Source organism: Pseudomonas sp. FYR_7 (assembly GCF_043106155.1).
Classification (GTDB): Bacteria; Pseudomonadota; Gammaproteobacteria; order Pseudomonadales; family Pseudomonadaceae; genus Aquipseudomonas; species Aquipseudomonas parafulva_B.
In genome coordinates this window covers 78,874-101,408 of the sequence record NZ_JBICMI010000034.1, presented here as the reverse complement: position 1 = coordinate 101,408, position 22,535 = coordinate 78,874, and the positions used below count along the sequence as shown (strand labels likewise).

The window sequence follows — 22,535 nt, the reverse complement described above, 5'->3', positions numbered from 1 at the left end:
GCACAGTAAAGCCAGTTCCATGCCAGCTTGAGTAAGCGACCACCAAGGTGTTCATTCGGAAAGCGGGTATATTGCGGTAACAAGCTGAAAAATCAGGTTTTTAAACTGACCATAAAGTCAATAATTGTTTGAATTCATGGGCTTAGTTGATCAGTTAGTCAGCATTCAATGAGCGCTTCATGTAACACATCGGGGCTTAATCGGTGCAAGTGCACACAAAAATGGCACTTAAGGTGACATTAGTGTGTACAAAAAATAGACAATCCGAGATGGCGCCCCTTCGTGGCCTTGCCATGTAAAATACGACTCCGCTTACCGATGTGACCTGACATGACCTCTCCGATTGCCGCCCTCGAGCAGCATCTGCTTGCCGCCCTGAACCCCGCCCCTGAAGAAACCCGTCGTCTTTTCCACGGTCGTGGCCGTTGCTGGCCTGGTCTTGAGCAAATCACGGTGGACTGGCTTCAAGGCGTGTTGTCGGTCGCCTTGTTCCGTGAGCCCCCGGAAGGACAATTGGCAGAGCTTGAGGCGATGCTGTTGCGGCTGTCGCGCCTTGAGCAGTGGACAGGCCAGGCGATCCTGCTGCAACACCGTTACCTGCCCGACAGCCCCGGTCAATGGCTGGTGGGCGAGCCGTGTCAGCAACGTGAAGTGATCGAGGACGGGTTGACCTATCTGCTGGACCTGGGGGTACGCCAGAACAATGGCTTGTTCCTGGACATGCGCCTTGGTCGCCGGTGGGTGCGCGCCCAGGCCAAGGGGCAGCGCGTGCTGAACCTGTTTGCCTACACCTGTGGTTTTTCGGTGGCGGCGATTGCAGGTGGCGCCGAGCAGGTGGTGAACCTGGACATGGCCAAATCGGCACTGTCCCGAGGGCGCGATAACCACCGCCTTAACCAGCACGACCCGTCCCGGGTGGCCTACCTGGGCCATGAGCTGTTCAAGTCGTGGGGCAAGGTGCGCAAATACGGGCCTTACGATCTGATCATCATCGATCCGCCTACCTTCCAACGCGGTAGCTTCGTGCTGACCCAGGACTACGCGAAGATCCTGCGGCGCTTGCCTGAGCTGTTGAATGAAGGTGGGACGGTGTTGGCCTGTGTGAACGACCCGGGCATCGGGCCTGAGTTCTTGATCGAGGGCATGGCCGAGCACGCGCCCGGCCTTGCCTTCGTCGAACGCCTGCACAACCCGCCGGAGTTTCCGGATGTGGATCCGGCTGGGGGGTTGAAGGCGTTGGTGTTTCGGTTGGGTTGATGGGGCGGGCCCATGCGGCGAAGCTCAAGCCCCCAGGCGCGTGCGCGGCTGACCTAGCTCAGCCCGCTTCACTGACCGGTATAAATCTGATCGAACACGCCGCCATCGTTGAAATGCGTTTTCTGCACGGTGCGCCAGTCACCAAAGGTCTTCTCGACCGAGAGGAATTCAACCTTGGGGAAACGGTCGGTGTACTTGGCCAACACAGTCGCATCGCGTGGGCGCAGGTAGTTCTGGGCGGCGAGTTCCTGGGCGGCCGGGGACCACAGGTATTTCAGGTATTCCTCGGCCACGGCTTGGGTACCTTTGCGGGCGACCACTTTATCGACCACGCTCACCGGCGGCTCGGCTTCGGCCGACACGCTTGGGTAAACCACCTCGAACTGATCGCGACCGAATTCGCGGGCGATCATTTCGGCTTCGTTCTCGAACGTCACCAGCACATCGCCAATCTGGTTGGTCATGAACGTGGTGGTGGCGGCGCGACCACCTGTGTCGAGCACCGGTGCCTGCTTGAACAGCTTGCCGACGAACGCGCGCGCCTTGTTCTCGTCACCGCCTTGCTTGAGCACATAGCCCCACGCCGACAGGTAGGTGTAGCGGCCGTTACCCGAGGTCTTGGGGTTGGGTACGATGACCTGTACGCCATCCTTGAGCAGGTCGGGCCAGTCTTTCAATGCCTTGGGGTTGCCTTTGCGCACGATGAACACCGTGGCAGAGGTGAACGGTGCACTGTTGTTCGGCAGGCGCGTGACCCAGTTGTCAGGGATCAATTTGCCGTTGTCGACCAAGGCATTGATGTCGGTGGCCATGTTCATGGTGATCACGTCGGCCGGCAGGCCATCGATCACCGCGCGCGCCTGTTTGCTCGAGCCACCGAAGGACATCTGCACATTGACCTTCTCGTTATGCTCGGCCTCCCAGTGCTTCTGGAAGGCGGGGTTGTAATCCTTGTAGAAGTCACGCATCACGTCGTAGGAAACGTTCAGCAAGGTCGGGGCAGCGTGGGCCAGGGTGCCGAAGGCCAGGCTGGCGGCGGCCAGCGAGACGGTGAAGAACTTTTTCACGACGCATTCCTTATGGGTATGAATGTTGGGCAATGTGCCAGCGACTATAGCGTCTTGTTCTTCAGGTATTAAAGAATCAATGCGTCTTTGCTTATATGCGCTGGCCGATTGGCGGTTCTGGCAGTTGTCCAGGGGCTTTGCCCACTTAATGACTCGCTCAGCCGTCAAGGTGAGCGAGCCCTTCAGATCGTCAGGGGCGCCTTAGTCAACCGGATTTCGGGAACAACGCATTGCCACACCGGGCACAAAACGCCGCGCCACTTTCATGGGATTTCTTGCTGCAGGTCGGGCAGGCGTGCTGCAGTTGTTCTCCACGCATGGCATTGGCGAGCTCGGCCGTAAAGATCCCGGTCGGCACCGCGATGATCGAGTAGCCGATGATCATCACCAGTGAAGACAGCACCTGGCCCAATGGCGTTCTGGGCACGATATCGCCGAACCCGACCGTGGTCAGCGTGACGATGGCCCAGTAGATCCCCTTGGGAATGCTCGTGAAGCCATGTTCCGGGCCTTCGATCACATACATGAGGGTGCCGAACACGGTGACCAGCGTCGAGACGCTGACCAGAAACACGATGATCTTCTGCTTGCTGCCGCGCAGGGCATCGAGCAGGTAATTGGCCTGCTTGAGGTACGGGCTGAGCTTGAGCACACGGAAGATCCGCAACATGCGGATGACCCTCACGATCAGCAGGTACTGCGCGTCGCTGTAGTACAGCGCGATGATGCCCGGCACGATCGCCAGCAGATCCACCAGGCCGTAGAAGCTGAATGCGTAGCGCAAGGGCCGGGGCGAGCAGTACAACCGTGTCAGGTATTCGCACAGGAAAATGGCGGTAAAGCCCCATTCGATCGCGGCCAGCAGGCCCCCGTACCCGCGATGCACCTCGTCGATGCTGTCCAGGATGACCGTGACCAGGCTGGCCAGGATGATCAGCAACAGGGTCTTGTCGAAGCGTCTTCCGGCCACGGTATCGCTCTGGAAGACGATCACGTAAAGCCGCTCGCGCAGGCTTGCAGGTTTGTTCATTGGCTCTGTCCATCGTGAAGTCGGCTGAGCCTATGGGGTGCCTTTCAGCTATGCAAGCGCCCCGGTGTCTGGCGTTTGCCAAGCTTCAGGTGAAGACCGAAGTGGATGAGCCAGCAGGCGGCGACGAAGGGTGCCGTGAGCGCCGGGACCGGCAGCCTGCTCAAAAGCGGCTGCAACGCCAGCGCCAAGCCGATGGCCAACAGCGTGACCCAGGGTTTTTCCCCTTGTCGGCTGAAGGCCAGGGCTGCCAGGGCCGCGTTGAATCCATACAGCCCCATCCATGCTGACTGCGCATCACCCACGAGCAGTGCCAGGCCTGCACCCGCGGCAGAGCCTATGACCGCCCAGAGACAGGCATACGGGTTGGCGATCAATAGGCCGACGATGATCAGCAGCCCGGCCAGGGGTTGATCGAGCAGGAAAATCTGCCCGACCCCTCTTGCCAGGGCACTCGCCAGGTCGGCCTCGACCACCACGGGTGCGCTAGCCGTCTGCACGAATAGCAACGTGCCCCAGCCCAGCAGTACGAAGGGCGCCGTGTAGGCGACCAGCAGCTTGCCCCCCCGCTTGCGCCATTGGTGGGTGATGATGCTGGACAGGCCGGCGGCAGCGATTACCAGCGGTGGCTGGATGATCGACCAAGGCAGCACAGCGCTGATCAACAAACCGATGAGCACGCCGTTGTAGCTGTACAGCCCAGCCTGTCGATCGGCGCGGTCGTAGCCGCGGGCCTGTGCCGTCAGCAGGCCTGCCAGCGCGCCAAGCAGCGCGCCGCCCAGCAGTGCCGGTGCGGTCAACAAGATCGCCAGCAGGCAGCATAGCCCGCACCAGGGGTTACGCAGCAGCAGCACCTGGCTGAAGCCGTTTAGCAGCGCCGTGGCCCAGTCGGGGCACGGGTTTACGAAATTTTTGGTGTACATGGGGCAGTCAGTGAGGTGGATGGGAGGGCGGTGGGCCTCTTTGGGCCTCGATTGACCGCAGGTCTGGTACATCGGTGTTCGGGGAGGGCTCCGCCCTCCATTCCCGGTGCAAGCCCGTTCCCACAAGGTCTGCGCTGTGCCATGGAGCGGCGCGCATCCTGTGGGAGTGGGCTTGGCCCGCGACTGGGGCGCAGAGCGCCCCCGGGGATCTCAGTTCAACGTCTCGATGCGCAGCGTGTTGGTCGAGCCTGGCTTGCCGAAAGGCACACCGGCAGTGATCAGAAGCGTGTCGCCACGGTTAGCCATGCCTTGGGCCTGGGCAATTTCCAGCGCAGTGGAAACCACTTCGTCCACCTGGCGCAGGCGGTCATTCACTACCGAATGCACGCCCCAGGCCACGCTAAGGCGGCGAGCGGTGTTCAGGTTCGGCGTCAGGTTGAGGATCGGTGCCCGTGGGCGCTCGCGCGCAGCACGCAGGGTCGAGGCGCCCGACTCGCTGTAGTTGACCAGCACCGCCACCGGTAGGATGCCGCTGATGCGGCGGATGGCGCAGCTGATGGCGTCCGATACGGTGGCCTCGGCCTTCGGCCGGCCAACGTCGAGCTGGGCCTGGTAGTCCGGGCCGTTCTCCACCTGGCGGATAATCTTGCTCATCATCTGCACGGCTTCGAGCGGGTAGTCACCCGAGGCCGTCTCCGCCGACAACATCACAGCGTCCGCACCTTCGGCCACGGCGTTGGCCACGTCGGTGACTTCGGCACGAGTCGGTGCTGGCGAGAAACGCATCGATTCGAGCATCTGCGTAGCCACTACCACCGGTTTACCCAGCTGCCGGCAGGTGCCGATGATGCGCTTCTGAATCTGCGGCACGCTCTCGGCCGGTACTTCCACGCCCAGGTCGCCACGGGCCACCATGATCGCGTCCGCCAGTTCGGCAATGGCTGGCAGTTGTTCGACCGCCGAAGGTTTCTCGATCTTGGCCATCAGGAAGGCGCGGTCACCAATCAGCTGGCGCGCTTCAAGGATGTCCTCGGGGCGCTGTACAAACGACAGGGCCACCCAGTCCACACCCAGCTCCAGGCCGAAAGCCAGGTCGCGGCGGTCTTTTTCGGTGAGCGGGGAGAGGTTGAGCACCGCTTGCGGCACGTTGACGCCCTTGCGGTCGGACAGCTCGCCACCGTTCAGCACTTCGGTGTCGATCGCATCGCTGTGTTTGGCGGTCACCTGCAGGCGCAGCTTGCCGTCATCCAGCAGCAGGTCCATGCCGGGCTCAAGGGCTGCGATGATTTCAGGGTGTGGCAGGTTGACTCGGCGGCTGTCGCCAGGGGCCTCGTCCAGGTCCAGGCGCAGGGCCTGACCGCGTTGCAACTGCACCTTGCCTTCAGCGAAACGGCCCACACGCAGCTTCGGCCCTTGCAGGTCCATGAGGATGCCTAGCGGGTAGTGCAGCTGCTGCTCCACCTCGCGGATCCACTGATAGCGCAGCGCATGGTCGGCGTGCTCGCCATGGCTGAAGTTGAGGCGAAAAATGTTCACGCCTGCTTCCACCAGTTGCCGCACATCGTCGATGCCACCCGTAGCCGGGCCCAGGGTGGCGAGGATTTTCACTTTCTTGTCAGGCGTCATGAGGGGTCGGTCTCGAGAATCAGGATGGCGCGAAAGTCATTGACGTTGGTGCGCGTGGGTTCGGTGACGATCAGCGCATCGAGTGCGGCGAAGTAGCCGTAGCCGTTGTTGTCGTCCAGCTCGTCGCTGGCCGACAGGCCCGACGCTTGGGCGCGTGCGTAGCTGTTAGGCGTCATGACAGCGCCGGCGTTTTCTTCCGAGCCGTCGATGCCGTCGGTGTCGCCTGCCAGTGCGTAGACGCCCGGCAGGCCCTTGAGGCTTTCGGTGAGGCTGAGCAGAAATTCCGCATTGCGCCCGCCGCGGCCATTACCGCGCACGGTGACGGTGGTCTCGCCGCCGGACAGAATCACGCAAGGGGCCTTGAGCGGCTGGCCATGCTGAACGATCTGTCGGGCAATGCCTGCATGCACCTTGGCCACTTCCCGTGACTCACCTTCCAGGTCGCCCAATATCAACGGGCTGAAACCTGCCTGGCGCGCCTGGACCGCCGCAGCTTCGAGCGACTGTTGAGGCTTGGCGATCAGCTGGAAATGGCTGCGGGCCAGGGCTGGGTCGCCAGCCTTGAGGGTTTCCGAGGCCGGGTCGTTGAGCCAGTCGATGACGGCCTGTGGAGCGTCAATGGCGTAGCGCTTGAGGATCGCCAGTGCCTCGGCCGAGGTGCTTGGGTCGGCCACGGTGGGGCCTGAAGCGATGACCGTGGCCAGGGCGCCCGGCACGTCCGAGATCGCGTAGGTGTAGACCGTGGCCGGCCAGCAGGCCTTGGCCAGGCGCCCACCCTTGATCGCCGAGAGGTGCTTGCGCACGCAGTTCATCTCGCCGATGGTGGCGCCGGATTTGAGCAGGGCCTTGTTGATGTGCTGTTTGTCCGCCAGGGTCAGGTTGGCGGCGGGCAGCGCCAGCAAGGCAGAGCCGCCGCCGGACAGCAGGAATATCACCCGATCCTGCTCGCTGAGGTTGCCGACCAGTTCCAGCACGCGCCTGGCAACCGCCAGGCCGGCCGCATCAGGCACCGGGTGGGCGGCTTCGACCACTTCGATGTGTTGGCAGTTGGCACCATGGCCGTAGCGGGTCACGACCAGGCCGCTGACCTCGCCTTGCCAGTGCTTCTCAACCACCTCGGCCATGGCGGCGGCCGCCTTGCCTGCGCCGATGACGATCACCCGACCGCTGCGGTCGGCGGGCAGGTAGGGTTCGAGCACGTGGCTGGGATGGGCCGCGGCGATGGCTGTGTCGAACAGCTCACGCAGCAGTTTGTGTGGATCGACCGACATGGCAGGCTCCCTTTATTGTTGTTCTGCACAATCGAGAACGCCCCTGGAACAGCCTCCGTGCAGGCCGAACCAGGGGCGGTGTTGCTCGGGTTCACCCCTGGCTGTGCTCAGCCAAGGGGCGTAACAGGTGTGCCGGCTTACCGGCAGCTGGGCTGCAAGGCAGGCCCTGCGCTCGGATCAGCGGTCGTCGCGGATCGAGAAATTGGCCATGTGCTCCAGGCCCTTGATCAGCGCCGAGTGGTCCCAGTTGCCGCCACCCAGGGCCTGGCAGGTGTTGAACACTTGCTGGGCATTGGAAGTGTTAGGCAGGTTGATGCCCAGTTCCTTGGCGCCTTGCAGGGCCAGGTTAAGGTCCTTCTGGTGCAGGTTGATGCGGAAGCCTGGGTCGAAGGTGCCTTTGATCATGCGCTCGGCGTGCACTTCCAGAATTTTCGACGATGCGAAGCCGCCCATCAGTGCCTCGCGCACCTTGGCCGGGTCGGCGCCGTTCTTCGCGGCAAACAGCAACGCCTCGCTGACGGCCTGGATGTTCAGGGCGACGATGATCTGGTTCGCCACCTTCGCGGTCTGACCGTCACCATTGCCGCCTACCAGGGTGATGTTCTTGCCCATGCTCTGGAACAGCGGCAGGGCGCGCTCGAAGGCTTTTGGGCAGCCGCCGACCATGATGCTCAGGGTCGCGGCCTTGGCGCCCACTTCACCCCCGGACACCGGGGCATCGAGGTAGGTAGCGCCGGTGGCGTTGATCTTCTCGGCAAAGGCTTTGGTGGCGGTTGGGGAAATCGAACTCATGTCGATCACCACCTTGTTCGGGCCAACGCCCTGGGCAACGCCGTTGTCCCCGAACAGCACGCTGTCGACCTGTGGGGTGTCCGGGACCATGACGATGATGAACTCGGCTTCCTGGGCCACCTCCTTGGGGTTGGCCAGGGCCACGGCGCCGTCGGCGATCAGGTCGGCTGGAGCTGCATCGTGGTGGGTGGAGACGAACAGGCTGTGCCCTGCTTTTTGCAGGTTCTGGGCCATGGGCTTGCCCATGATGCCGGTGCCGATGAAACCGATTTTAGCCATCAGAAATTACCTCTTTTATCGTTGTTCGCGTTCCCGGTGGGATTCAGATCGCGTTGTGCGTTTTCAGCCAGCCCAGGCCCGCTTCGGTGGTGGTCTTGGGCTTGTATTCCGCGCCCACCCAGCCCTGGTAGCCGATGCGGTCCAGGTGCTCGAACAGGAAGCGGTAGTTGATCTCGCCAGTACCCGGCTCGTGACGGCCCGGGTTGTCGGCCAGCTGGATGTGGTTGATCAGCGGCAGATTGGTTTCCATGGTGCGCGCCAGGTCACCTTCCATGATCTGCATGTGGTAGATGTCGTATTGCAAGAACAGGTTGTCGCTGCCCACTTCGGCCTGAATGGCCAATGCCTGCTCGGTGGTGTTGAGGTAGAAGCCCGGAATGTCGCGGGTGTTGATCATTTCCATGACCAGGCGAATACCGGCGGCCTGGAGCTTGTCGGCGGCATAGCGCAGGTTTTCCACAAAGGTCTTGCGCACGGTGGCGCAGTCCGGGCCGTCTGGGCGAATCCCAGCCAGGGCGTTGACCTGGGTGTTGCCCAGCACCTTGGCGTACTCGATGGCCTTGTCGACACCTGCACGGAATTCTTCGACGCGATCGGGGTGGCAGGTGATGCCACGCTCACCCTTGGACCAATCCCCCGCGGGAAGATTGAACAGCACCTGGGTCAGGCCGTGAGCCTTGAGCTGCGCCTGGATTTCGGCAGCGCTGAAATCGTAGGGGAACAGGTATTCGACACCACTGAAACCGGCGTCGGCGGCGGCCTTGAAGCGGGCCAGGAAGTCCTGCTCGGTGAACAGCATGGACAGGTTGGCAGCGAAGCGAGGCATGGTTGTCTCCTTGCGTTGAGAGCCCCGGGCCAGCCGGGGCGTCAGGCGATCAGTCCAGCAGCGAGATGGCGGTCGGCGCATCGTTGCCGACCAGGGCGAGGTCTTCGAACTCGTTGACCGCGTTGATCTCGGTGCCCATGGAAATGTTGGTAACCCGTTCAAGAATGATCTCGACCACGACCGGCACGCGGAACTGCTCGGCCATTTGCCGTGCTTTTAGCAGGGCAGGGGCGATGTCGGCCGGCTCGAATACCCGCAGGGCCTTGCAGCCCAGGCCTTCGACCACGGCGACGTGATCGACGCCATAGCTGGCAGCGTCGGTGGCGTTGATGTTCTCGAACGCCAGTTGTACACAGTAGTCCATGTCGAAACCACGCTGGGCCTGGCGAATCAGCCCCAGATAGGCGTTGTTCACCAGCACGTGGACGTAGGGCAGGTTGAACTGCGCCCCGACGGCCAGTTCTTCGATCATGAACTGGAAGTCGTAGTCGCCCGACAAGGCCACGACCTGGCGCGTGGGGTCGGCCTTGACAACACCCAGTGCCGCAGGGATGGTCCAGCCCAGTGGGCCGGCCTGGCCGCAGTTGATCCAGTGCCGTGGCTTGTACACGTGCAGGAACTGCGCACCGGCGATCTGCGACAGACCAATGGTGCTGACATAGCAGGTGTCCTTGCCGAACACCTGGTTCATCTCCTGGTACACGCGCTGGGGCTTGACCGGCACGTTGTCGAAATGGGTCTTGCGCTGCAGGCTGGCCTTGCGCTGCTGGCAGTCTTCAAGCCAGGCCTGGCGGCACTTGAGTTTGCCAGCGGCCTGCCATTCCCTGGCGACTTCCAGGAACACCTCCAGGGCCTTGCCGGCATCGGAAACGATCCCCAGGTCTGGGGTGAACACGCGACCGATCTGGGTCGGCTCGATATCCACATGCACGAATTTACGGCCTTCGGTGTACACGTCCACGGAACCGGTGTGGCGGTTGGCCCAGCGGTTGCCGATGCCCAGTACCAGGTCGGACTTGAGCAGGGTGGCGTTGCCATAGCGGTGGGAGGTTTGCAGGCCGACCATCCCGACCATCAGCGGGTGGTCATCCGGGATGGTGCCCCAGCCCATGAGCGTCGGGATCACTGGCACACCGGTCAATTCGGCGAATTCGACCAGTTTGTCGCTGGCGTCGGCGTTGATGATGCCGCCGCCTGCCACCAGCAAGGGCCGTTCGGCCTCGTTGAGCATGGCAAGGGCCTTTTCCGCCTGGACGCGCGTGGCGGAAGGCTTGTGCACGGGCAGCGGTTCATAGGCGTCGATGTCGAACTCGATTTCAGCCATCTGCACGTCGAATGGCAGGTCGATCAGTACCGGGCCGGGCCGGCCGCTGCGCATTTCGAAGAACGCTTTCTGGAACGCATACGGCACCTGGCCAGGCTCCAGCACGGTGGTTGCCCACTTGGTGACGGGCTTGACGATGCTGGTGATGTCCACGGCCTGGAAGTCTTCCTTGTGCAGGCGGGAGCGTGGCGCCTGGCCAGTGATGCACAGGATCGGAATGGAGTCGGCACTGGCGCTGTAAAGGCCGGTGACCATGTCCGTGCCCGCCGGGCCGGAGGTGCCGATGCACACACCGATGTTGCCGGGGTTGGCACGGGTGTAGCCCTCTGCCATGTGCGAGGCGCCTTCGACGTGGCGAGCGAGGACGTGATCGATGCCACCCACTTTCTTCAGGGCTGAATACAACGGGTTGATGGCAGCCCCTGGGATGCCGAACGCAGTCACCACGCCTTCACGGCGCATGACCAGTACGGCTGCATCGATTGCTCTCATTTTGCTCATGATTTGTGCCTCATCGATTTTGTAATTGTATACAACCTGCGTTGCGATGCAGTGTATTCATGCTCAGGTGATCCGGTCAATGGGTTTTGATCGGGCAAGTCGATGCGGCCGTGAAATAGGGTGTTTGCGCTATCGAATACGATTGAATCTAAATATTGTATACAAAAATATTTTTGGTTGTGTTCTATTGGCGTATCGGTTTTCAACTGCCCTCAGGGCTTCTCACAATAAAAAGAGGACCTTCCCATGAATGCTTTGAACCTGAACCTGAACCTGGCGCTGAGCCTGGTAAACGCCGCATTGGCTGCCGGGCGTACCATCCAGGCGGCGCCACTGACGGTGGCGGTGCTCGATGCCGGTGGGCACTTGCTTGCCTTGCAGCGCGAAGACGGGGCGAGCCTGATCCGACCCGAGGTCGCCACTGGCAAAGCCTGGGGTGCGATAGCGCTGGGCAAGGGCTCGCGTCTGCTGGCGCTGGATGCGCAGCAACGGCCGGCCTTCTTCGCCGCGCTCAACGGGTTGGGCGAACGGGCGGTCGTGCCGGCGCCAGGCGGTGTGCTGGTGCGTGATCAGGATGGGCGGGTGCTGGGGGCGGTGGGGATCAGCGGGGACACATCGGATATCGACGAGCAGTGTGCGATCAGTGCCATCGAGGCGCTGGGGCTGCGCGCCGATGCGGGCGCGGTGGCCTGACCCGCATCAACTGCCGTTGCTCGATGCCCCAGCCCCCAGAGGACCTGGGACGGGGCAGGGCAAACGGCAAGGCGGTACTGCTCAGGCCGGCTCGGGTTCGCAGCCTTTGAGCACCATGCGGATGATGGTTTCGGCCGCCGCGTCGTAGTCGCTGTCGGCCAGCTTGGCCTTGCCGGTCACTGCCGAGATCTGCCAGTCGAAATCAGCGTACGTCTGGGTTGCCGCCCAGATGCTGAACATCAGGTGATGCGCATCGACGTGGGCGATCTGGCCGCGGTCTATCCAGTGCTGGATGCACTCGATGTTGTGCCGCGCCTGCTCGTTGAGCTGTTCGACCTGGCTGGGCGACAAATGCGGGGCGCCGTGCATGATTTCGCTGGCGAACACCTTCGACGCATGGGGCAGGTCGCGGGAGATGCGGATCTTGGAGCGAATGTATGCGCTCAGCACCTCGCGAGGATCGCCATCGGCGTTGAACGGGGTGGAGGCCTGCATGATCGGCGCGATGATGCTTTCCAGCACCTCGCGGTACAGGTTGTCTTTGGACTTGAAGTAGTAGTAGACGTTGGGCTTGGGCAGGCCAGCCTTGGCGGCAATATCGCTGGTTTTGGTGGCTGCGAAGCCCTTGTCGGCGAATTCCTCGCTGGCCGCGCGTAGGATCAATTCCTTGTTGCGCTCGCGAATGGTGCTCATGGTCAGGGATTTTCCTCGTGTCAGGCCACCTCTAGGCTCTGTGTGAAAAGCCTTGATACTCGGTGATGCTGCGTTGAAAACAGCCTCGGAATGCTCATTTACAACCCGTAAACTCCGCTTCCTCGGCTGTTTTCGCCTTGCCTGACCTTCGTCTCAAGACTTTTCACACAGAGCCTAGGAGGCAGCCGGCATGGTAGCACCGTGCCCAAGGGCGGCTCAAGGCAGCGGCTTTGGGCAGGGCCTTTGCATCCAGTCGCGCGCGTGGGCGCTAGCGCAGCAGGTTGGTCTTCGCCAGGTCCAGCACTTCGTCGCCGCGCCCGCTCATCACTGCCTTGAGCATGTACAGGCTAAAGCCCTTGGCCTGCTCCAGCTTGATCGCCGGCGGCATGACCAGCTCTTGCGTGGCGGTGACCACATCGACCAGTACGGGGCCGTCGTGGTCCAGAGCACGGCGCAGGGCCTGCTCCAGGTCTTCGGAGCGCTCGACGCGAATGCCCAGAATGCCCATGGCATTGGACATGGCGGCGAAGTCTGGGTTGTGCAGGTCGGTGCCGGTATCCAGGTAACCGGCAGCCTTCATTTCCATGGCGACGAAGCCCAGTGACGCGTTATTGAACACTACCACCTTCACGGGCAGCTTAAGCTGGGCGAGCGAGATGAAGTCACCCATCAGCATGCTGAACCCACCGTCGCCACTCATCGAGATCACCTGGCGCCCCGGGAAGGCCGCCTGTGCGCCCATGGCCTGTGGCATGGCGTTGGCCATCGAGCCGTGGTTGAACGAGCCGACCAGGCGACGCTGGCCATTCATCTTCAGGTAACGCGCCGCCCAGACCGTGGGCGAACCGACGTCGGCGGTGAAGATCGCGTCTTCGCTGGCCAGTTCGCTGAGCAGGCGCGTGACGTATTGTGGGTGGATCGGCCGGTCACCCTTGGAGGGTACCGCCAGGTCGTCCAGCCCCTGACGCGCCTTGCTGTAGGCTTTGAGTGCATCATCCAGGAAGCGCCGATCGGTCTTGCGCGTCAGGCGTGGCAGCAAGGCGTTGAGGGTTTCGCCGACATCGGCAGCGATGCCCAGCGATAACGTGGCGCGTCGTCCCAGCGCTTGCGGATCACGGTCGACCTGCACGATCTTGGCGTCGCTTGGGAAAAACTGCCGGTAGGGGAAGTCGGTGCCCAGCATCACCAGCGTGTCGCAGCCGAGCATCGCGTGGTAACCGGAACTGAAGCCGATCAAGCCCGTCATGCCGACATCGAAGGGGTTGTCCCATTCCACATGCTCCTTGCCGCGCAACGCATGGACCACCGGTGCGCCGAGTGCATCGGCCAGGGCCACGACCTGGTCATGCGCACCGGCGCAGCCGCTGCCGCACAGCAGGGTCACCTTGTGGCTGTCCTGCAACAACTCGGTCAGGCGCTGCAGATCGACTTCGGTTGGCAGGATGCGTGGCTGCTGCAGGGAAGGCCAGGCCGCCGGTTTCTGCTCGACCTCCAGCAGCGATACGTCACCGGGAATCACCACCACCGCCACACCGCGATTGAGGATGGCCGAGCGCATGGCCCGGTGCAGCACCTGCGGCATCTGCGCAGGGTTGCTGACCAGTTCGATGAAATGGCTGCATTCCTTGAACAGTTCTTGCGGATGGGTTTCCTGGAAGTAGTTCAGGCCAATCTCCGAGGAGGGGATCTGCGCGGCGATGGCCAGCACGGGCACCCGGTTGCGGTGGCAGTCGAACAGGCCATTGATCAAGTGCAGGTTGCCCGGCCCGCAACTGCCAGCACACACCGTCAACTCACCGGTGACCGCCGCCTCGGCACCGGCGGCGAAGGCAGCGACTTCCTCATGGCGCACGTGCATCCATTCGATGCTGTCCATGCTGCGCAGGGCGTCGGTCAGGCCATTTAGGCTGTCGCCGGTCAGGCCCCAGATCCGTTTGATACCGGCCTGTTCGAGGGTCGAGGCCAACTGCTGGGCCATGTTGAGCTTTGCCATGAATACTCCTGGTGCGAATGAAAGGACGTGATCGATGAGATAGAGACAGGCGCTTGGCCACGGCTGTTCGTTTGCGTCCATGAACGAATCGTCATGCGCGCTGCCCCGTGCCTGACGCTGCCCTGAACCTCCTCTGCTGCCGCAGGCCACCGCACACACGCCCGGCAGAACTGTTCAGCCACCGGCCGGTCTGTATGCCATCGTGATTGCCCTGGGAGCACGTCTGGCTATTCAGGCGTTTCAGGATGATGAAATCGCAAGCGTCTACTAAGGGTGAATGGAATGGCTGGCAGCAGTTTTTTTGCGTTGTTGGATGACATCGCGGCCCTGTTGGATGACATCTCGTTGATGACCAAGGTCGCGGCCAAGAAGTCGGCCAGCGTGCTGAGCGATGACTTGGCCGTTAACGCCGAGCAAGTGACGGGCATGAAGGCCGATCGCGAACTGCCGGTGGTATGGGCGGTATTCAAGGGCTCTCTGAAGAACAAGGCCATCCTGGTGCCCTGCGCCCTGATCCTCAGTGCGGTCCTGCCGGCAGCGGTCAAATGGCTGCTCATGGCCGGCGGCCTGTATCTGTGCTACGAGGGCTTCGAGGCGATCAAGGACAAGTTTTCTCGCAGCGAGCATGGCGCCAAGGCGCAAGGAAAAAAGGCGCTTCCCAAAACCCCCGAGGCACTGGCCGCGTATGAGCAACGCAAGATCAAAGGGGCGATCAAGACCGACTTCATTTTGAGCGCGGAGATCATCGTCATCACCCTCAACGTGGTGGCTGAGGCTGCGCTGTACCAGCAGATCCTGACCTTGGTTCTGATCGCCCTGGTCATGACGATGGGCGTCTATGGGCTGGTCGCTGGCATTGTGCGGCTGGACGACGCAGGCTTCGCCTTGGCCAAATCCAAGGCCCAGGGTATGTGGGGCCGTGCGGTCAGAAAGTTGGGTGAAGTGCTGGTGTCGGCCGCGCCTTTCCTGATGAAGGCGCTGTCCTGGATCGGAACGGTCGCGATGTTCTTGGTCGGCGGAACATTCATTGCCGAAGGCATTGCACCCCTGGAGCATGTCATCGAAGGCTGGGTTGCGCACAGCGGAAGCTGGGAAGCGGTTGCCAAGCACGTCGTGTTCGGGGTTGTCGGGGCTGTCGCCGGAGGCCTGGCGGCACTGGTGGTCGGCGGATTCTCTTGGGTTCGCGCACGCGCGACCGGTTGAGCGACGACGCCTCGGCAAAGGGGCCGGCTCGCGGCCCCGCGATCATGCCGTGATCAGAACAGCACCTTGACCAGGAAGCTCATGGTGTTCTGGTCGGTGGTGAAGGCGCCGGAGTCCTTGATGCCGTACTTGTTCTTCCAATAGTCGTACTCAACACCCACGTACAGCTGCTTCTCGCCCAGGTGCATGGCTTTGCCCAGGTCATACTTGATCTGCGGGTTGAAGTGCAGGTTGGCGTGGTAGGTGCCACGGCGGTTTTCATCGTTGTCCACCACCCAGTCCATGAAGCCATCGATCAACACGTCGGAGGAGCCGACCGGGATGGTGTAGGCCCACACCGGGGTGATCTGCCAGACATTGTCGCCAGGGCGGCTGCCATCGGTGGTGCGCTGGTAGAAGTTCAGCTGGAAGTAGTCAAAGCCTGGGATGTCCAGGTCGAAGCCAGGGCCGATCAGGTAGGCTTCCGTGTCGCCCTCGCCAAACTCATAGGTCATGGCCAGCAGCACGTCCTTGACCGGGCCGAAGGACAGCTTCTGGTCGAAGATCTTGTTGAACGACAGGCGCGGGCTGATCTCGCCGTAGTAGGTGTTGGGACCGTTGCCGGCGTCCTTCTGGCCTTGGTAGAAGATCTTGTCGACGAACAGGAAGTTATCGCCGTACTTCCAGCCGTCGGCGTGCTCGAAGGTCAGGGTCTGTTGGGTCGACGGGTTGACCTTGAAGTTCTTGCCCCACAGGTAGGTCAGGCTGTTGCTCTGCCACTGCAGCAGGTCGCCGGCGAAGGTGGTGCCACAGGCCAGCAGGCCGCCGGCGAGGATCAGGCTGTTGATGGTACGCATTGCGGATGTCGCTCCCTTGGTTGATCTGTTGTCAGCGCTCGGTGTTGGCGCTTTTTCTGTCTTTTTAGTCAGCTTTTTTCGATGGGCCACAGCTGTCTGGCAAGGGTTGAGCCAACTTTCTCCCGGTTGGCGAAACCGTCCTGCTCGACGTCGTTCTGAACGGATGAAAAGGGTCTTTCAGGCTGGCAACACGTTGGCCAACCGCCCGAATTCATTGACTGAGCGGTCAGTAAACGCAGGCAGAATCCGTCCTGCCCTGATCGAGGGGGCGCGCAGATTACTGGCTTGCGCGCCTGGCCTCAAGTGCTCCGTCGTGGAGCATGGTGGAGCAAACCTGTGCATGTGGTCAGGTTGTCAGAAGTGTACCTTGATCAAGGCACTGGCCACGCTCTGATTGCTGTCCAGGGCGCCCCGGCTGTCGATGCCGTATTTGTCCTTCCAGTAGCTGTACTCCAAGCCCACGTACAGCTGCTTGTTGCCCAGGCTCAGCGCCTTGCCCAGGTCGTATTTCACCTGCGGGTTGAAGTGCAGGTTGGCGTGGTAGGTGCCCCGTCGGTTCTGGTCGTTGTCGGTCACCCAGTCCATATAGCCGTCTATCAGAATGTCGGACTTGCCCAGTGGCACGGTGTAGGACCAGGCAGGCGTGATCTGCCATACGTTGTCGCCAGGGCGGCTGCCTTCGGTATTGCGCACGTAGAAATTGAGCACGAAATAGTTGAAGCCTGGCACGTCGAGGTCAAAGCCTGGGCCGATCAGGTAGGCTTGATTGTCACCTTCGCCACGCTCGTAGGTCATGGCCAGCAGCACGTCCTTGACCGGGCCGAACGCGAGCTTGCGGTCGAGGATCTTGCCCAGCGAGAAGCGAGGGCTGAATTCGCCGTAGTAGGTGGTCACCCCTTTGCCGGGGTCGGCCTTGCCGTTGTAGAAAATCTTGTCGACGACCAGGAAGGTGTCGCCGTATTTCCACTTGTTGGCGTGCTCGAAGGTGAGCGTCTGCTGGATGCCAGGGTTGATCTTGAAGTCCTTGCCGTACAGGTAGGTCAGGCTCTCGCCGTGCCATTGCAGCCATTGGCCGGCCTGGCTCGGTACGCTGGCCAGCAGGCTGGTGCCCAGCAACAAGGCTGTGGGGATGTGGTTCATGTGACAGCTCCCGGATGTTGTTCTTGTGGGTTGTCAGGCGCGTGCGCGCCCCGGGCGGCCCACGCGGGGTGGGCCGACGGCACAGCAGTGATTCAGGCGTAAAGCACGGGCGGGCAGGGCGCCGCCCGTTGGCTCAGTGGGGGTGGCAGGGCGCGTTGTGCGCCGCGCGGTCCGCACCGCCGAGAATGTTGAACAGCACGTTGAGCACCAGCGCACTGACCGTGGCCATGGCGATGCCGCTATGGGTGATGGGCTCCATCCACTGGGGCATCTGAGCGAAGAATTCCGGCCGTACCACCGGGATCAGGCCGAAACCGACGCTGACCGCCACCAGCAACTGGTTGCGCCGATCCCCGATGTCCGCTTCCTGGAGGATCTTGATGCCAGTGGCAGTGACCATGCCGAACATGGCAATGGACGCGCCGCCGAGCACCGCTGGCGGAATCGAGGCGATCAGGTAGGCCGCCTTGGGCAGCAAGCTGAGCACCACCAGCAAGCCGCCGGCCACCACCGTGACGAAACGGCAGCGTACGCCGGTCATCTGCACCAGGCCGATGTTCTGGGCGAACGAGGAATGGGTGAAGGTGTTGAAAAAGCCTGCGATGAAGGAAGCGCCAGCGTCGCACAGCAGCCCGCGGCGCAGCATGCCTGGGGTGACTTCGCGGTCGGTGACCTTGCCCAAGGCCAGGAACATGCCGGTGGACTCGACGAAGATGATCACCACCACCAGGCACATCGACAGGATCGGGGCCAGGCTGAAGGTGGGCATGCCAAAGTGCAGCGGGGTGACCACCTGCAACCAGGGCGTGGCCCCTAGGCCCGAGAGGTCGACCATGCCGATCGATCCCGCCAGCAGGTAACCCAGGCCCATCCCCACCAGTACCGACACGTTGACCCAGAAGCCACGCATGAAGCGGTTGATCAACAGAATCACTGCCAGCACCAGGCCGGCGACCAGCAGGTAGATCGGTGAGCCGAAGGTGGTCGCTTGCTGGCCGCCTCCGGCCCAGTTCACCGCCACGGGAAACAGCGACAGGCCGATGGACGTGATCACCGTGCCGGTCACCAGCGGCGGGAAAAACCTCACCACCTTGGACATGAAGGGCGCGACCAGCATGCCGAAGAAGCCTGCGGCAATGGTGGCCCCGAAGATACCCTGCAGGCCCACGCCGGGCATGCCGGCCATGGCCACCATGCTGCCGACGGCGGCAAAACTGGCCCCCATCATCACGGGCATGCGAATGCCCACCGGGCCGATGCCCAGTGATTGCACCAGGGTGGCGACCCCAGCGACCAGCAGGTCGGCGTTGATCAGAAAGGCGACTTCTTCGCGGGACAGGCCTGCGGCCTGGCCGATGATCAGCGGTACCGCGATGGCGCCACCGTACATCAGAAGCACATGTTGCAGGCCAACCAGAAAGAGCTGGAACAGGGGCAGGGGCTGTCGCGGCGGCGCTACCGGGATAGACGCATTGGATGACTCGGACATGCAGCACCTCGAGTTTTGTTTTTATTCTCGGATCCAAGCGGCGGGCGAGCCCAAGGTTCAAGCGGCGATCTTCGACTTGAAGATCGCGTTGCTTTAAGCCTGGGCCAGCGCCTGCGCTCGATGCTTGCGTACGACGTTATGCGGTGTAGCCAATTGCGGTCAGTTGACAGGCGCGCCCTTGGCGATCCAGTCGCCTACCAGCTTGCGCTCTTCGGTGGTCATCTGGGTGATGTTGCCCAGCGGCATGATCTGGCTGGCAACCGCTTGCGCTTGGATGCGCGCGGCTTGGGCCTGGATCTGTTGCGGGGTGTCGAACATCACGCCACCTGGGGCGGCACTGAACAGTGGGCTGGTCGGCTTGGAGGAGTGGCACACGGTGCAGCGTTCCTGGATGACGTGGTGGATCTTCTCGAAGCTGTCACCGCCGGCCTGCACCGTCGCCTGCGCCGGCACTGCCGGTTCGGCGGGCTTGGCCGCGTCTTCGGCGCGGCGTTCGGCTGCCGTTTTGCCGCCCACGGCCGTGGCTGGCAACGGCTGGTACTCGATCTTGGCAGCGGCCTGTTCCGGGCTGACCGGCATCGGCTTGGGACCTGTGACATAGGCCAGGCAGATCATGGCCAGGGCGCCGACCGGCAGCGTCCAGGCGTACTTGTTGCTGTCGTGGCGGGTGTTGAAGTAGTGACGGATCAACACCGCCGCCACTGCGATCCCCGCCAGGATCAGCCAGTTGTACTGGCTGCCGTAGGTGCTGGGGAAGTGGTTGCTGATCATGATGAACAGCACCGGCAGCGTGAAGTAGTTGTTGTGGCGTGAACGCAGCAGGCCCTTGGCCGGCAACACCGGGTCCGGGGTCTGGTTGTTCTCGATGGCAGCCACCAGCTGGCGCTGGGCCGGCATGATGATGCGGAACACGTTGCCGACCATGATGGTGCCGATGATCGCGCCCGTGTGCAGGTAGGCCCCACGGCCGCTGAACACCAGGCTGAAGCCCCAGCAGGCGGCAATGATCAGCACGAACAGCACCGCACCCAGCAGGGCAGGGCGCTTGCCCAGGGGCGAGTCGCAGAGGAAGTCGTAGACGAACCAGCCCACGACCAGCGACCCGATACCGATCGCCACGCCCTCGGCGCCGCTGAGGGTGCTGCCCGGTGCCAGCAGGTACAAGGTGGGGTTCCAGTAGAACACCACACACAGCAGGGCAATGCCGGACATCCAGGTGAAGTAGGCTTCCCATTTGAACCAGTGCAGGTTCTCGGGCATTTTCGGCGGGGCGAGCTTGTATTTTTCCAGGTGGTAAATACCACCGCCATGGATGGCCCAGAGGTCACCTGACAACCCATCGCGCGGGTTGCTTCGATTCAGGTGGTTTTCCAGCCAGACAAAGTAGAACGATGCACCGATCCAGGCCACGCCGGTGATCATGTGAACCCAGCGAATGCTCAGGTTCAGCCACTCGTGAAGGTGTGCTTCCACAGTATGTACCTCTTGCCGGTCACAGGCGCGGGCAGTGCCCTGGCATGACCGACCTTTTCTTATTGGTGGGGGTTGAGGATCAGCATCTGTTCCTCGCTGAAGTAATGCTCATCGCAGTTGTTGCCAGAACCACTGCGATCAACCACCAGGAAGTCATCCCGCTTTTCGATCGTCAGCACCGGATGGTGCCAGACGCCGCGATGGTAATTGACGCCCTGCCTGCCGTTGCTGCGGAAGGCGCGGACCAAGCCTGATACAGGTGCATCGCCAAGTGGCGCGACCACGATCAGAAAGGGGTTGCCGAGCAGCGGAATGAAAGCCTGGCTGCCCAGCGGATGGCGTTCGAGCATGCGCACGGTCAGCGGCATTTCCAACGCGTCGGCGCGGAAAATACTGATGATCGCCTTGTCTTCGGGCTCGGCGGTCTCGACCGTGGCGAGCTTGTGAAAGCGCATGGTCGAGCCGTTGTTGATCATGAAGTGGTCGCTGCCGTCGGTTTCGATCACGTCACCGAAAGGGGCGAAGGCTTCTTTGGTCAGGGGCTCGATCATCAGGGTGCGCATGCGGTTATCTCTTCTATTGTGCGTTGTTCTGTAAAGAATCGTCGGTCGCTTACAGCTGTTGCAGGCGGAACAGGGCGATCTGGTTGATCTGCTTGAGCGCCTCGGCGAATTCGGCCTTGGCATCGTTGTGGATGCGCTGTTCGAACGAGGCCAGGATCTGGTGCCGGTCGCTGCCCTTCACGGCCATGATGAACGGGAACTGGAACTTGGCCTTGTACGCCTCATTGAGCGAGGTGAAGCGCGCAAATTCCTCGGCGGTGCATTGGTGAATACCAGCTCCGGCCTGTTCGTTGGTGCTCGAGGCGGTCAGTTCACCCTGCACGGCAGCCTTGCCGGCCAGGTCCGGGTGGGCGTTGATCAAGGCCAGTTGGTCGGCTTGGGGTGCGCTCAGCAGGATGTCGCTCATACGCTGGTGCAGTGTTTGCACGTTGTCCAGTTCGTCCAGTTGACCGAGGTCGTAGGCCTTCTCGGCGACCCACGGCGAGTGCTCGTAGATGTCGGCGAAGGCGTGGACGAACGCGTCACGGTCAAGGGTGGACGGCTTGAGGGTCTTGAAGGTGGTCATCAGACGGTCTCTTTCTGGTACGGGTGGGTGGCTTGCCAGTGGCGGGCGATGTCGACGCGGCGGGCGAACCATACCTGCTCGTGGCTTTTGGCGTAGTCGACGAAACGCTTGAGCGCTGCCAGGCGTGCCGGCCGACCGACCAGGCGGCAGTGCAGGCCGATGGAGAGCATCTTCGGCGCCTCGGCGCCTTCGGCGTACAGCACGTCGAAAGCGTCCTTGAGGTACTGATAGAACTGCTCGCCACAGTTGAAGCCCTGCACTTGGGTGAAGCGCATGTCATTGGTGTCCAGGGTGTAGGGAATGACCAGGTGCGGCTTGCCGGTGGGGTTGTTCGGCTCCCAGTAGGGCAAGTCGTCGTCATAGGTGTCGCTGTCGTAGAGAAAGCCGCCTTCTTCCATGACCAGTCGGCGGGTGTTGGGACCGGTGCGGCCGGTGTACCAGCCCAGCGGGCGTTCGCCGGTGATTTCGGTGAGGATGCGGATGGCTTCGAGCATGTGCTCGCGCTCCTGGGCCTCGTCCATGTACTGGTAGTCGATCCAGCGGTAGCCGTGGCTGCAGATTTCATGGCCGGCCTGGACCATGGCGCGGATCACGTCGGGGTGGCGCTGGGCGGCCATGGCCACGGCGAAGATGGTCAAGGGAATGCCGCTGTCCTTGAACAGTTTGAGCAGGCGCCACACGCCTGCGCGGCTGCCGTATTCGTAGAGCGACTCCATGCTCTGGTTGCGCACGCCCTGCAACGGCTGGGCAGCGACCATCTCGGAGAGAAAGGCTTCGGACTCCTTGTCGCCGTGCAGGATGTTGCGCTCGCCGCCTTCTTCGTAGTTGAGCACGAATGACAGGGCAATGCGGGCGTTGCCTGGCCATTGCGGGTGAGGAGGGTTATTGCCGTAACCAATCATGTCGCGAGGGTAGTCAGCGCTCACTGCAGTCTTCCTTCTTGTACGTGTGGGCAGGGTGGCGGGCCGCGTCGCTGTGTCGCACCACCGGATGC

General features: G+C 62.2%; 20 protein-coding genes. 3 read left to right on the top strand and 17 right to left on the bottom strand.

The features are described 5' to 3' along the window. Nucleotides 1–330 precede the first annotated feature (330 nt). The gene (locus tag ACF8R3_RS09130; protein WP_392515502.1) at nucleotides 331–1,257 is read left to right on the top strand and encodes a class I SAM-dependent methyltransferase; all 927 of its coding nucleotides are present in this window, start codon (nucleotides 331–333) and stop codon (nucleotides 1,255–1,257) included. 68 nt (nucleotides 1,258–1,325) lie between these two features. Here ACF8R3_RS09130 and ACF8R3_RS09125 read toward each other — a convergent pair whose 3' ends face one another. The 8 genes from ACF8R3_RS09125 to gcl form a co-directional block, all read right to left on the bottom strand. Further along, on the bottom strand, nucleotides 1,326–2,324 hold the full coding sequence (locus tag ACF8R3_RS09125; protein ID WP_058605969.1) for a sulfate ABC transporter substrate-binding protein: 999 nt from the start codon (nucleotides 2,322–2,324) through the stop codon (nucleotides 1,326–1,328). A 205-nt stretch (nucleotides 2,325–2,529) separates the two neighbouring features. Beyond that, nucleotides 2,530–3,354, bottom strand: coding sequence for an ion transporter (locus ACF8R3_RS09120; RefSeq protein ID WP_058605970.1), 825 nt, complete (start codon nucleotides 3,352–3,354; stop codon nucleotides 2,530–2,532). A 44-nt stretch (nucleotides 3,355–3,398) separates the two neighbouring features. Then, a complete protein-coding gene (locus ACF8R3_RS09115) occupies nucleotides 3,399–4,274 on the bottom strand; it encodes an urea transporter (RefSeq protein WP_197844518.1) in 876 nt (291 codons plus the stop codon). A 210-nt stretch (nucleotides 4,275–4,484) separates the two neighbouring features. Further along, nucleotides 4,485–5,900 (bottom strand): pyruvate kinase, encoded by a 1,416-nt coding sequence (gene pyk / locus ACF8R3_RS09110; protein ID WP_392515501.1) that lies wholly within the window; start codon nucleotides 5,898–5,900, stop codon nucleotides 4,485–4,487. Next, nucleotides 5,897–7,171 carry a glycerate kinase gene (locus tag ACF8R3_RS09105; protein WP_392515500.1) on the bottom strand — a complete coding sequence of 425 codons (1,275 nt, stop codon included), beginning with the start codon at nucleotides 7,169–7,171 and terminating at the stop codon, nucleotides 5,897–5,899. The genes pyk and ACF8R3_RS09105 overlap by 4 nt, the downstream gene beginning before the upstream one ends. Nucleotides 7,172–7,348: 177 nt before the next feature. Beyond that, entirely contained in the window at nucleotides 7,349–8,242 is an 894-nt protein-coding gene (locus ACF8R3_RS09100; protein ID WP_058639843.1) for a 2-hydroxy-3-oxopropionate reductase, read from the bottom strand. Nucleotides 8,243–8,285: 43 nt separating this feature from the next. Further along, nucleotides 8,286–9,068: a hydroxypyruvate isomerase gene (gene hyi, locus ACF8R3_RS09095; RefSeq protein WP_144967059.1), complete on the bottom strand. Its 783-nt coding sequence runs from the start codon at nucleotides 9,066–9,068 to the stop codon at nucleotides 8,286–8,288. A 49-nt stretch (nucleotides 9,069–9,117) separates the two neighbouring features. Next, complete coding sequence (gene gcl, locus ACF8R3_RS09090; RefSeq protein ID WP_078478867.1) at nucleotides 9,118–10,893, bottom strand: glyoxylate carboligase; 1,776 nt, start codon at nucleotides 10,891–10,893, stop codon at nucleotides 9,118–9,120. A 246-nt stretch (nucleotides 10,894–11,139) separates the two neighbouring features. Here gcl and ACF8R3_RS09085 point away from each other — a divergent pair, with 246 nt between their 5' ends. After that, nucleotides 11,140–11,586: a heme-binding protein gene (locus ACF8R3_RS09085; protein WP_167338470.1), complete on the top strand. Its 447-nt coding sequence runs from the start codon at nucleotides 11,140–11,142 to the stop codon at nucleotides 11,584–11,586. Nucleotides 11,587–11,667: 81 nt separating this feature from the next. Here the strand turns inward: ACF8R3_RS09085 and ACF8R3_RS09080 are convergent, their stop codons facing one another. Beyond that, the gene (locus ACF8R3_RS09080) at nucleotides 11,668–12,279 is read right to left on the bottom strand and encodes a TetR/AcrR family transcriptional regulator (protein WP_078478865.1); all 612 of its coding nucleotides are present in this window, start codon (nucleotides 12,277–12,279) and stop codon (nucleotides 11,668–11,670) included. Between the two features lie 268 nt (nucleotides 12,280–12,547). Next, entirely contained in the window at nucleotides 12,548–14,272 is a 1,725-nt protein-coding gene (gene poxB / locus ACF8R3_RS09075) for a ubiquinone-dependent pyruvate dehydrogenase (RefSeq protein ID WP_230384462.1), read from the bottom strand. A 282-nt stretch (nucleotides 14,273–14,554) separates the two neighbouring features. Between poxB and ACF8R3_RS09070 the strand changes: the two genes are divergently transcribed. Next, nucleotides 14,555–15,475: a DUF808 domain-containing protein gene (locus ACF8R3_RS09070; protein ID WP_197844524.1), complete on the top strand. Its 921-nt coding sequence runs from the start codon at nucleotides 14,555–14,557 to the stop codon at nucleotides 15,473–15,475. 53 nt (nucleotides 15,476–15,528) lie between these two features. Here ACF8R3_RS09070 and ACF8R3_RS09065 read toward each other — a convergent pair whose 3' ends face one another. The 7 genes from ACF8R3_RS09065 to puuE all read right to left on the bottom strand — a co-directional run bounded on the left by ACF8R3_RS09065 (nucleotide 15,529) and on the right by puuE (nucleotide 22,467). Beyond that, nucleotides 15,529–16,311: an outer membrane protein OmpK gene (locus ACF8R3_RS09065; RefSeq protein WP_023535873.1), complete on the bottom strand. Its 783-nt coding sequence runs from the start codon at nucleotides 16,309–16,311 to the stop codon at nucleotides 15,529–15,531. A gap of 354 nt (nucleotides 16,312–16,665) precedes the next feature. Further along, nucleotides 16,666–17,451 (bottom strand): outer membrane protein OmpK, encoded by a 786-nt coding sequence (locus ACF8R3_RS09060; RefSeq protein WP_392515499.1) that lies wholly within the window; start codon nucleotides 17,449–17,451, stop codon nucleotides 16,666–16,668. Between the two features lie 133 nt (nucleotides 17,452–17,584). Beyond that, entirely contained in the window at nucleotides 17,585–18,940 is a 1,356-nt protein-coding gene (locus ACF8R3_RS09055) for a nucleobase:cation symporter-2 family protein (RefSeq protein ID WP_392515498.1), read from the bottom strand. Between the two features lie 159 nt (nucleotides 18,941–19,099). Next, nucleotides 19,100–20,413 (bottom strand): urate hydroxylase PuuD, encoded by a 1,314-nt coding sequence (locus ACF8R3_RS09050; protein ID WP_392515497.1) that lies wholly within the window; start codon nucleotides 20,411–20,413, stop codon nucleotides 19,100–19,102. Between the two features lie 59 nt (nucleotides 20,414–20,472). Next, nucleotides 20,473–20,976 carry an ureidoglycolate lyase gene (locus tag ACF8R3_RS09045; RefSeq protein WP_023535901.1) on the bottom strand — a complete coding sequence of 168 codons (504 nt, stop codon included), beginning with the start codon at nucleotides 20,974–20,976 and terminating at the stop codon, nucleotides 20,473–20,475. 49 nt (nucleotides 20,977–21,025) lie between these two features. Continuing rightward, complete coding sequence (uraD, locus tag ACF8R3_RS09040; protein WP_058638547.1) at nucleotides 21,026–21,541, bottom strand: 2-oxo-4-hydroxy-4-carboxy-5-ureidoimidazoline decarboxylase; 516 nt, start codon at nucleotides 21,539–21,541, stop codon at nucleotides 21,026–21,028. Further along, nucleotides 21,541–22,467 carry an allantoinase PuuE gene (gene puuE, locus ACF8R3_RS09035; protein ID WP_058638548.1) on the bottom strand — a complete coding sequence of 309 codons (927 nt, stop codon included), beginning with the start codon at nucleotides 22,465–22,467 and terminating at the stop codon, nucleotides 21,541–21,543. Before puuE ends, uraD begins: the two co-directional genes overlap by 1 nt. Nucleotides 22,468–22,535 lie beyond the last annotated feature (68 nt).